This is a genomic window from Microcoleus sp. S28C3 (assembly GCF_036700785.1).
In the GTDB taxonomy this organism is placed as follows: Bacteria; Cyanobacteriota; Cyanobacteriia; order Cyanobacteriales; family Microcoleaceae; genus Microcoleus; species Microcoleus asticus.
On sequence record NZ_JAUBPO010000160.1, the window covers coordinates 1 to 10783 of the forward strand.

Sequence of the window (10783 nt, forward strand, 5' to 3'; positions counted from 1 at the left end):
TAACTTTCGGGCGAGGCTATTAGCTTGCTTTTCTAATTAGTTTTGCTTATCACCTTGACTCCAGAAGAGCCAGTTTTGCTAGTTTTAGTCAGCCGATTGGTTGGAGTGTGGTGTCGAGCTTCTACCTTGCTAAGCATAGCAATGCGTTAGCTCTTATGGCTTACCTAAGCTTTTTTAAGGTTATAAATAGCCAAAAACTTATTTATAAAAAAAGCGGGGATTTAAAAAAACAAGCCTTGCCATATAAGGTTTACAGCCGACCGCCGCCCTTGTTAAAAACTACAGTAAAATTGTGGTTTACTGTAGTTTTTACTATTATTTGAATGAGAGCAATTTCCTGAAAGCCTCTTTTCAAAGCTTCGCAGCACTTCCACAAGACCTAAACTTGTCCCGTTTCCCTTTAGCAGGATTTATAAACATGAAAAAGAACCTCTTTCTGACCGATATTCTGGGTTTGTATGCTACTCACATTCAGAGCAAGCACCCGCAAAAGAAAGCGCAAGAAATTATCGCTCAAACTGAAACGGCTATCAACCGTTACACTTTGCCAGGATGGGGCTTGGAACCTTTCAAAGGTCGCAAGCCCACGCAAGTTGAAAGAGACAGGGCAACGACCTTTAAAAAAGGTATAAACGTTGAGCAATTCACAACTGCCTTAGAAGCTCAAGAAAAAGCTTTTGAACTGCTGCAACCCTCGGATAGTAGTAAGGAGGTTTATAGCTGCCGACTTAAGGAACTTGTTTCTTGGTCTAGTCAGGAAGTCTGGTGGCCGGGAAATACCTTACCTGAGAAACCTGTTGATTGCTGCGGGGGTCGCCGCCGTCGGGGCTATGGAATTATGGCGAAAACGCTACTGACAAGTCGCTCTGCTTTGCCACCTTACGGTTTGCAACCAGAGCAAGTTTCAGAGAAGTTAAAAGCTGAATTTGAACATTTCTACAAGTTTCGTACCTCCGCCCACTGGCCGGGTAGGTTAGAAGACCCAGTGAAAACTACAGCCTGCCGCAACCAAATTCGCTTGTTCTTTCACTTGCTCGGCTGGTTCCATTACTACCGAGGAGTGCCGTTGGAAGAGCTGTCTTTGAATACTTTAATTCCGCCGGTTGAACTCAAGTATGCGGCTTCTAAGGAAGCTGCGGCCGCAATGGCTGCTAAGGTAGGGGATTATGTGGATCGCTGGGTTTGCGAATTCTGCAACTTTTTGATAGAGGAGCGGGGTGCTAGAAGCCCCCACACTCGCAAGAATTACCTCTGTGCGCTGCTGGCGGTGGCGAAGTTCCAATACCACAAAGAAATCACTTCTAGCGATTACAGGGAAGTGCCGGCTGTGGAGGTGCTGCGCCGACGGCTGTCACTGGCCACTAAGGAGTTGAAAAATCACGTTCCAGTGGCGGATGTGGATAAGAAGTGGCTGGATGTGACGGAGGTTTTGGAACTAATTGTCGAACCGCTGCGCGATGAGTGCCAACCGAAGTTGGCGTGTGGCTCTGGGAGGTCTCTGAAGGCGACTGCTTACAGCTTCCAGCGCTACGTGCTCTGGGGGTGTTTGACCTATAGTCCCCCCGGCGGCAGCAGGAGTTGAGGGAGTTAAAAATGGCTCTTGAGTGTCCTGTAAAGCGGCCTGTAGATGTGCTTCCTGACGGTTTGTACCAGCCTCTGCCTACGGGTCGCAACCGCGACCGGAATTGCGGTTATCTCTATAGGACGCCGGATGGCCGCTGGTTCAAGGATGTAACGTCGGAGTCTTACAAAACTGGTGAGACTTACGGACACCAAGATTTGGAGATTCCCAACGTGCAGTTCCCTGACGGGCGCTGTTTCTACGATTATTTGGAAGCATGGCTTTATGGCTATTATAAAATGCCGGATGGGAGTTGGCGTTCTTGCGGAGCAGCTTTCAAACCAGGTGAGCATAAGGTTAGGCGTTTGTGGCCGGGTCGCTTGCAGTTCGAGGCGGTGGGTGAATTCGTTTTCGTGCGGCACAATGGCACGCCTTTTGCTGAGGACAGTATGGCGAGCTATATCAGTAATGCTGCTCATGCTTTGACGGGCCAGCGATTGACTCCTCACTTACTGCGGGACATTTTTGCGACTCATTTTTTGGATAACGGAGCGTCTGACTCGGACATTGCTTCTCTGGCTTATGGCATGGGTCATAGCTCGCAGATTCTCCGGGCGAGTTACGACCGCCGCAGCCCTGGGCAAAAGCACCGACCGATTCAGTTAGCGGTTATGAAGCTAGTCCAGAAGTCTTTGCATTCCGACTCAACTTCTGACTAGCGAACTGTAATTCGCTTTCCCCTGCAGATGTGCAGGGGTTTTTTTTACTGTTTTTCTGACTTCAATTACAACAGGACTTATGCAAGTCACGCCACGCACGTCTGTTGAGTTTAGGCATTTGGGGCATCATGTTGCTAATTAAAAAGGTAGTGTGGTTATTTGCAAGGTTGCGGGTGCGCTCTGCGCTTGGTGCAATGTGTCTCCTGTTGTAGCCGCTTAGAGTGTTATCGCTGGGGCGGACTTTGTACCAAGCATCACATCATTGAGGCGGAAGTTGTCAAGGCGGCGATCTGCTGCCCCAATCCAAGAGCGATTCAGTTGCTACGAAACCCAGTGGGCAGAGTGAGTTTTGCTGTTGGGGGAAAGCACGTACGGCGGCTTCATTATTAACATTAAATAGTTATCGATGCTGGCAACACTGGGAGCTGCATTACTGGGATTGCCCAGACGTAAGTTGCGGTTATTAATGGCGCTCGCTGAGTGGTTCTCTGGTGCTTGGTTTGGGTTGCTGCACCCTTTTGGTTTCTCAAGACCAATTTGAGGAAGCTGAGACGACGGTGAGGGCGCAGTTAGATTGCAGTCGCTGATCATCCCTACCAACTCTCTTGGCGATCGCCAAGAGTTGCCACAATTTCCTCACTATCAGTCGCTCCCATTCTCATGTCAATGCCAAGCAAACCCGGCAGCCTGACACTAAACTGAACGAATCCAGCACACCTTCCCCCAAACCGGATTCTGTACGTTTAGCTATTTAGATGTTTAAATATTCAAATGTCTAAACATCTAAACGTTTAATTATGATTTTCTATCGAGGTTGAACTTTCGCTCGCGAGCTCACCTGAAAACAGGAAATGGGCTCGCGAACGGGGGTTGTCACGAACCAGAGCAATAGTCGGTTGCTAGGTAGACGATTCATGCAGGGTACTGCAAAATGTTGGCGAGTTGCACAACAAGAAAGTTCTTAGTTTTTACAGAGGCGCCGAAGGAAACATTTGAACATTCAAACATCCAAATGTTTAGATGTTATCGTCGGGATTGAACTTCTGGAGGTATTGAGCTACGGATTTTTCCACCAGCTCACTCATTTCCTGACCCGACTGCGCTGCTGCGGATTTGAGTTGGCGGTGCAGTTGTTTTGGCAGGTAAACAGTAGTGCGGACAAAGTTGGGGTCTTTGCTTTTGGATAGCGCCACACTGGGAGAGAGGTCAGGTTCACCGGGTTTGAGTTTCTTGGCCTTCAGTAAATCATCAAAGCGACTCATGGCAGTATCTCCTTTCCAACAGCGGTGTAGCACCCCCAAGCAGCTTTAGCATAAGGGTCTTTGATGGCGCTTACGGGAACTCCGGCGAGGGCAGCTTTTTGAAATACCGCCAGTCTCCTGATATCAGACTTGAAAATAGGCAATCCTGCTTTTTCGATTGTTGCCCTAGATTCAGCCCCGACTTTACTCGGAGCGGGTGGGATGACTGTAAGCAAAATGCGGTAATTGGATTGCAGAGAATAGAGAGCTTCCACCATTTGCAGCATAGCGCTCAGGGCCATAGCATCGGGAGAGCTGGGCAGTATCAGCAAGTCGCACCCTTCTGCTAGAGTTTTCAGGTCTTCTAGGGTAGGTCGTGCCGGCGTGTCGATGACGATGTGCTCGTAATCCCTGGCATATCGCACGCCTTGCTTTTCATCGACCACTTTGAAGGGGAGAGAACCGCGAGCTGCCCAATCTAAGGCACTGCGGTTGAGGTCGCCATCTACCAACAACGCGGGTGCTTTGGTCTGCAAGTAAGCGGCTAAGTGCAGCGCGGTGGTAGTCTTTCCAACTCCGCCTTTAAAGGAGGCGATTGTCACAATCATAGGTAAGCCTGTTGAGTTCATAAACCAGATTCTACAACTTAAACATCTGAATGTCTAGATGATTGAATGTTTAGATGTTTGATTCTCGAAAAAGCCATCCATATTCTCTACCCCACATTCCGCAGATGTGGGTCGGATTTCTTTATCAGTTGTGAAAACTTGGAAGCCAAACGCTTTTAGGCTGAAATTATACAGTTTTAGCATTACAGAAGCTTGTCAAATTTACCTAAACTAAGTAAGTTGAAATAATTGGCTTTTTTTCACATATTCATGTTGCTATTTTATCGCGATTGCTCATATTTTGAAGCAAGGAAACTTATGCCAAGAGCAAATTATCTTGACTAATTAATGAAAATTATTCACAAATATCTACACCTCTATCGCAATCGTTATTCACTTGAAAATATTAAATAGTATTGACAGCAATACTCTCCTAAATGCCGCAAGATATCTTGGTGTTCTTGGGTTAAATTGCTGACCTGCTTCGAGCCATTTATCGTCACTAAGTGCACAGCCTGAAACACTTGAAATATCCAGGGCATTGTCGGTTTATCGGTCAATTTCTTTACCTGATTTTTCACTTGCTCATTGGTAGCTTCTAATTGTTGTCTCAATTTCCTTTGCGCTAAATTATACACTAACAAACACAGTCCCATTATCATTCCGATTGCTTCAACTCGCTCCGGCTTTTTCACGAATACGCTGGAAGTAAAAAATAACGGATCTTTGATAAATCTAAATCCTCTCTCATTACTTTGCTGCGCTTTGTATTCCGATAATACCTGTGAATTGCTTACTACTTTAGGCTCTAAAATATTTGTGGCTAATATAAATCTCCCAGCTTTGACTTTTTCCGCTTCGATTGCTGAAATTCGGGGTTCTATTTCACCTGTTACTTGATAGACTATTGTCTGTGTATCGCTCGATTCTTTGAGCTTTTTTTTGTTGTTTTAACTGGCTTTTCTTGGCATTTAATTTCTGTTATTTGGTGATATTTCCATGAGCTTGATAACTTTTTTATTGCAACTTCTGCATCAGTAATACAAGCAAAGTCTTGCCTGGATAGCTTATGCAGCGAAATTTTGGCGGATTCTAACTGTTTCTCTACTTGTTTGACTATTTTTTTAAGGTCTGCTTGTTTTCTGATTTCACTTTCTATGACTAGCCATCTTTGCTTGATGTTGCCATACTCACTGGTTCTGGCTGCTATTTTATAGCCTTTTATTTGAGAATCTTCCCAGTCACTATCTTCTATGTTGCAGATTTTATTTTGAGCTGATTTTATGCTTAACGGCACTCTGGTTATCCATTTCATTCCTGCCATTGCCGACAAATTTTCTGCTGTGTATAAGGCACTATCTGCTACACAGATTCCGTCAAATGTCCACTGATTTTTAAACTCTTTCAATCTTGACACAAAGACACTTTTATCATCGGCATTTCCGTCATCTATTTTCAGATACAATGGTACGTCTCCATCCCCACTTACGATCGTATCAATGATAAATTGTTTGAGATCGGGTCTTTGATCTCTTGAGTAGCCATGAACGATTTTTATGGTTTTCATGGAAGATTCTGTATCCTCAGATTCTGCATCAACTTCCTGGCTCTTTTCCTGACAGTTTTTGTATGCTCCCTCTACTGATATTGAACTGCTGTCGAGATGAACGCTTTTCATTGATACTTGAAGTTTTATCACTGCTTTCAGGGCAATTGCTGTGAATAACTTTGTCGTTCCAACTTGATAATATTTGTCTAATGCTCTCCCGATTCTGTCATCATTTAATTGTTCGGCTGTTATTCCTTTTCCGATTAGATGTTGTGTTGCTTTTCCCACGAAAAATGTATCAAATAGGTAGATTGGGGCGCTCAAAAATTCCAATCCGTTCAAAATCATTGCTTTCATTACTTGTCCTGGGCTGACAGTTTGTTTAACTCTTATTCCCACTTTTTTGTTGACTTCTTCTACCAATTCCATTTCATCTATGATCCCCGCTACTATTCCCTGCAGGGTCTAAATTTACGATATTTATAGCTTCAGAGGGCTTTTTCATAGTTTTGAAGGTTGCTATACTGGCACAAATTATTATACTTTAAAAAGACCTCAAATGATTGCTATACAATCATTTGAGGTCTTGGCAATTCTGAATTTATTTGAAATTAAATCTGCTTGAATATCTGCGGAATGTGGGCTCTACGCTCAGGAGTGCAGCCAGAGCGATCGCATTCTCTTCTCAAATCTCCAGTACGTTCGTCTCCAGGCACTTGTTGACTGGGAATGAAGCGCGTGCATCGGTTGCCACACCAGCAGCCACTAGATTTAAGGTATCGGTGGTTGGCGCACAACCACCAGCAACGTGCAAATGCGAACATTGAAGTTCCATTGGACGATCGGCATCTTGAATCTGATGTTTAGTTACACTGCCAGAGCGATCGACCCTTAACGCCTTCACCTTCAGCAACTATTTGCTCTATTCGTCCCATGCTGCCAAAGCCACTTTTGCGATGACTTCCTCGCGTACCGCATTGTTTGCCCCAGAATCTGAAACAAAAACGGAGATCGCCAGCCAGCGCTGGTCATTTTCTTCAGAATCTTCTAGTTTTTCGGTGCTATCGACAGATAAAGTGGCGTGAAAAACTGCTACTTTCAGGTTAGGTCTTAGTTGTCGGGCGATGGCAAATTCAGCAGCCAGTTCTTCAGGAGTTTGTCCGCACATAGTACCGCCAATTAGAGCGGCGTGTTTTTTGCCGAGCACGTAGTTCAGACAGCCCCGAAAGCCTGTACCTTTGATTTGTTTGCCAATCATAACCGAAAAGCTGTCAGTTGCATAGAATCGATTGCTCAGGCGGTAAAGCCCAGGCTTGTTAATAATTAGCGTACTGTAGATTTGGCGAGGTTTGCAACCATAGTTTTAATTGCACCTCCATTTTCTCGAATGAGTTGCTGTACGCTTTCTAAGAGTCCTGTATTGACAACCACTGGTTCTCCCAATGCCACAGAACTATTGCAAGCTTTAGTAATTTGATTGAGGTTGTTTCCGGCAATTCTCAATTGGGCATCAATCTTGCATAACACTTGATAGGCTTTTAAGTCAAATGCAGCTAGAGGGCGCGGCATGGTTCTCCTCAAAGCTGCACGGCGTATGAAGTCGCTCATGCTTAAATTGACTTGCTCTGATCTTGCTTTAATTTGATTGTAGTCAGAGTCAGTGAGGCGAATGTGAATATGGTTGGATAGCAGCTCTCTAGGTTTGACTTCCGATAAAGTTTTCATAGTTTTTAATCAGTAAAAACCTCTTGCCAAGATACAAGTTAACAACTGTAATTAAAAACCGCTAATCAGGTGATTTTATCCCCCCCAACTGGAGAGGGCTATTAGAGGGTTTATCAAAGTAGAGACTGATGCCTGCCCAACTCTAACTTAATTTAATTTGTTTGTATAAATTATAGCGACTGAGGCGATCGCAGTGGAAGGGCGATTAAAAGTCTGACGGCGATGGCTGGTTAACAAGAGAGCTCCTTGGCGATCGCGCTACCCAAGTGCAATGGGAAAGTTGCGACAATTGATGCCTGTGCTGCCACAAAAGCCGCCACAATAGCAGGAGCAATGTGAGCAATCGGCACAGTCGAATATCCGGTAAAAATCAAGCGCCTTGACACCTAGGATGCCCCATTCATAAGGGTGCATTATTTTTTGTCAGCACGAATTAGTCAGGGTTTGCGATCGCAAAAACATTGCTTGCTACCGAGAAAGAACAGCTATAATCAGCCTCAACAGGTCAAGACACGAACAGCACAAAAAAGCAGTAATTTGGCATAAATTGCAGGCATTTGCAGGATATTTACAGGCATTTGCAGGTAAAGTGCAGTCCCTGCAAATGCCTGTAATCTCACTGATTTTATACTGCAAACGCCTGACTTTATACTGCAAATCCCTGATTTTAACGCTCCATAACATTAGCTATTTTTTAGCGTTTTTAACCAAAACTGAATTGATTTAATAGTCAAGTTGTGGCTTGGCAAGTTGAATTAAAAATCAAATTTCAGAAATGCGAAAAAATTGGCAGCGTAGCCGCCGTTATGTCAGCCTTGACAGTCGCATAAATTGCTGTTGCGGACTCGCGCTTTGCAATCGGCTAAATTGTTGTTGTCTCATAAAGCTTGACAGTCGGATAAAAATTTACCCCCTGACTCGGTTTACAACAGTCGGTCGGTTTACAGCAGTCGCTCGACTCCCACCTATTAATGGCGGTTATAATTCACCTCCTGATTAATACAAGCAGCAATCTCTAGGCGTAAAGAGCGATCGCTGATACATTCCCACAAAAAAATAGTTCGCCGTTTCTGTCCCATACCTTACCGCTCTTATTGAGGCATTTGGGCTTCAGTGGCCACTCGCGAGTCGTTCCTTATTCCATATCAATAAGGTTTGAACTGCGGGTAAGCAATATGCTCAATATTGATGGGGGGTGGATATTTTTTGTCTGCACGTAAAAGTCCGGTTTGCGATCGCAAAACCATTGCTTGCTACTGAGAGAGAACAGCCTTAACCTGCCTCAACAGGCAAATACACGCTCGACACAAAAAAGCAGCAAGTTGAGGGAAAAATTCAGGTGTTTGCCGGACATTTTCGGGTAAATACAGGTAAAGTGCAGTCCCTGCAAAAGCCTGCATTCTCACGCTCTTTTGTACAGCAAATGCCTGGTTTTATAAGACACTTGCCTGACAGGGCACACAAAAATTAGCTAATTTTTTTGGTGGCGGCTTCGATCGACGGTGCGAGTCGCGAACAGATAAGTCTGCTGGCGGGCGATCGAGTTACCGCATCAAGCCGATCGCCTGGTTCATTCCGTGTCAGCACGAAGAAATCAAAAAACGGGGCAACGAGCGGCACTCCGCTTGAACCGGGCAAGTTCTGCCTCGCCGACAACTGCCACAACATCGGCTGTTGTGACTTTTCCGGCGTCGATCGCCTCCACAAAAACCGCCACAACAGCAGGAGCAATGTGAGCAATCGGCACACTCGAAGAGCGGGTAAAAATCAAGCGCCTTGATACCTAAGATTCCCCATTCATAAGGGTGCATTGTTTTTATTTGTGTACGTAAAACTCCAGTTTGCGATCGCAAAAACATTGCTTGCTACTGAGAGAGAACAACTATAACCAGTCTCAACAGGCCAAGGCAGTCCCTGCACAAAAAAGCAGTAAAGGAACAGTAAAATGCAAGCGGCAAGCCGGACATCTTCGGGTAAATACAGGTAGAGTGCAGTTCCGGCAAATGCCTGCATTCTCACGCTCTTTTGTACAGCAACTACCTGATTTTGTACAGCAAATGCCTGACTTTAGCTGACGCAAAAAATAGCTATTTTTTAGCGTTTTTAACAAAATGTGAATTGATTTAATAGTCAAGTTGCGGCATCTGAATTGAATTAAAAATCAAGTTTACGAAGTCTGAGAAAAGTGGCAGGCAGCTAAAATTTTAGAAGCGATTTTGTAGCATAGCAGCCGTTATGCAAGCAATAAAGTTGAGGCTAGGCTGTCTGGTTTTTGCGCTCCGTTGAGGCTGAAAACGAGTGTAAGGCTGACCTCGATAATAAGGCAAAATGTTGTTGTCTGGCTAACCTGACAATCAATCGACTAAAATGTTGTTGTCTCGCAGAGCTTGACAGTCGGGTAAAAATTTACCCCCTGACCACGAGAGCCCTTGGTTTTTTAGGGAGTGCCGGCGATAGCCGGATGCACTGCAAGGTTTGCTAGATTGAGAATCCACAATTCTTGTGCGGGAAAGCCAAATTTAGCTGCATCAAGATTGGGAATGCTGCCTGAGGAACTCTACTGATAAACCCAGGGCTTATCCCACTTGCCCTGCATTCAATCCCATTCTCAACAGCCGAGGAATTATCAAAAAGTGCTTGTTGGGTTCTAGAGGCTCGTTCTGCACCTGTCAGCAGCAAATTGCCCTCGGTGTCCCACCACCGCAGCCATAGCATTGTCTGGTTTTGATAGCTGTCCTGCAACAGTCCTACACAGTTCCCTAAAGTTGTAGGAACCTGAGTTCGAGAGATTATGCAAGATCCGACTTTTCCGACTTTCCGATCCGACTTTTCCGACTTACAAAGGCAGGGGAGAGGAAATATTATAGAGATAAGATGCGTCTCAAAAGCTGTGGAAGCAATTAATAGACTTTCATAACTTTTGAACGATACAGTTATCATCAAGGTTTAACGCTACAAAAGGGGGTTCTACTTAATTACTGACATATTGTTCTGAGTGTGCGCGATAATCGCACCTATCAGTAAAATTACGGTTATTTTTTAGCTCGTGATTTACACGATAGTGCGTACATCATTGTTAGATCAGTAAATCCCCTATGGACGAATGATATAGCAATCCTAAATCATTCATAAATTAATCCAAGCTAGATCGAGCAGTAGTTCCATTGAGTGTTAGCTCAAAATCACCAAACTTGTGTAGCTTGGGAAAGTCAAAGCTTTGCTCCTGTATGGTAAAATTGAATAACAATTTAACCAAAGAAAAACAACTGAGCCGATTCCCAAATTTTCTCACCCAAGTTTTGGCGTAATTGCTCAACCCCCTTGACAAGAAGACGAGATAGACATTAGATCGAGGAATGGAAAAACTCCCCGACTTAAAG

The 10783-nt window shown here is 44.6% G+C and carries 9 protein-coding genes and 3 pseudogenes; 2 read left to right on the forward strand and 10 right to left on the reverse strand.

What is annotated here, in order from left to right:
- Window positions 1-418: 418 nt before the first annotated feature.
- A complete protein-coding gene (locus tag QUA13_RS29645) occupies window positions 419-1582 on the forward strand; it encodes a hypothetical protein (RefSeq protein ID WP_333204330.1) in 1164 nt (387 codons plus the stop codon).
- A gap of 11 nt (window positions 1583-1593) precedes the next feature.
- Entirely contained in the window at window positions 1594-2280 is a 687-nt protein-coding gene (locus QUA13_RS29650; protein ID WP_333204332.1) for a site-specific integrase, read from the forward strand.
- Between the two features lie 61 nt (window positions 2281-2341).
- Here the strand turns inward: QUA13_RS29650 and QUA13_RS32910 are convergent.
- The 10 genes and pseudogenes from QUA13_RS32910 to QUA13_RS32915 all read right to left on the reverse strand — a co-directional run.
- Window positions 2342-2518, reverse strand: a pseudogene (locus QUA13_RS32910) (DNA/RNA non-specific endonuclease); the annotation flags it as partial.
- A 778-nt stretch (window positions 2519-3296) separates the two neighbouring features.
- Window positions 3297-3542: a ribbon-helix-helix protein, CopG family gene (locus QUA13_RS29655; RefSeq protein ID WP_172193367.1), complete on the reverse strand. Its 246-nt coding sequence runs from the start codon at window positions 3540-3542 to the stop codon at window positions 3297-3299.
- Window positions 3539-4129: a ParA family protein gene (locus QUA13_RS29660; protein WP_333204334.1), complete on the reverse strand. Its 591-nt coding sequence runs from the start codon at window positions 4127-4129 to the stop codon at window positions 3539-3541. Before QUA13_RS29660 ends, QUA13_RS29655 begins: the two co-directional genes overlap by 4 nt.
- A 389-nt stretch (window positions 4130-4518) precedes the next feature.
- Window positions 4519-6183 (reverse strand): annotated as a pseudogene (locus QUA13_RS29665) (IS1634 family transposase).
- Window positions 6184-6363: 180 nt separating this feature from the next.
- Window positions 6364-6582, reverse strand: coding sequence for a hypothetical protein (locus tag QUA13_RS29670; RefSeq protein ID WP_333204336.1), 219 nt, complete (start codon window positions 6580-6582; stop codon window positions 6364-6366).
- A gap of 18 nt (window positions 6583-6600) precedes the next feature.
- Window positions 6601-6936 carry a relaxase/mobilization nuclease domain-containing protein gene (locus tag QUA13_RS29675; RefSeq protein WP_333204338.1) on the reverse strand — a complete coding sequence of 112 codons (336 nt, stop codon included), beginning with the start codon at window positions 6934-6936 and terminating at the stop codon, window positions 6601-6603.
- 65 nt (window positions 6937-7001) lie between these two features.
- Window positions 7002-7403, reverse strand: a complete 402-nt coding sequence (locus tag QUA13_RS29680) for a plasmid mobilization protein (RefSeq protein WP_333204339.1) — start codon at window positions 7401-7403, stop codon at window positions 7002-7004.
- Window positions 7404-7633: 230 nt separating this feature from the next.
- Complete coding sequence (locus QUA13_RS29685) at window positions 7634-7789, reverse strand: hypothetical protein (RefSeq protein ID WP_333204341.1); 156 nt, start codon at window positions 7787-7789, stop codon at window positions 7634-7636.
- A gap of 1081 nt (window positions 7790-8870) precedes the next feature.
- Window positions 8871-9143 (reverse strand): hypothetical protein, encoded by a 273-nt coding sequence (locus QUA13_RS29690; protein WP_333204343.1) that lies wholly within the window; start codon window positions 9141-9143, stop codon window positions 8871-8873.
- A gap of 836 nt (window positions 9144-9979) precedes the next feature.
- Window positions 9980-10154 (reverse strand): annotated as a pseudogene (locus QUA13_RS32915) (Uma2 family endonuclease); the annotation flags it as partial.
- Between the last annotated feature and the right edge of the window lie 629 nt (window positions 10155-10783).

What these genes read in the sequence shown, in the direction of transcription:
- QUA13_RS29645 (WP_333204330.1), top strand. Translation starts at nt 419, where the DNA reads ATGAAAAAGAACCTCTTTCTGACCGATATTCTGGGTTTGTATGCTACT.
- QUA13_RS29650 (WP_333204332.1), top strand. Translation starts at nt 1,594, where the DNA reads ATGGCTCTTGAGTGTCCTGTAAAGCGGCCTGTAGATGTGCTTCCTGAC.
- QUA13_RS29655 (WP_172193367.1), bottom strand. Translation starts at nt 3,542, where the DNA reads ATGAGTCGCTTTGATGATTTACTGAAGGCCAAGAAACTCAAACCCGGT.
- QUA13_RS29660 (WP_333204334.1), bottom strand. Translation starts at nt 4,129, where the DNA reads ATGATTGTGACAATCGCCTCCTTTAAAGGCGGAGTTGGAAAGACTACC.
- QUA13_RS29675 (WP_333204338.1), bottom strand. Translation starts at nt 6,936, where the DNA reads ATGATTGGCAAACAAATCAAAGGTACAGGCTTTCGGGGCTGTCTGAAC.
- QUA13_RS29680 (WP_333204339.1), bottom strand. Translation starts at nt 7,403, where the DNA reads ATGAAAACTTTATCGGAAGTCAAACCTAGAGAGCTGCTATCCAACCAT.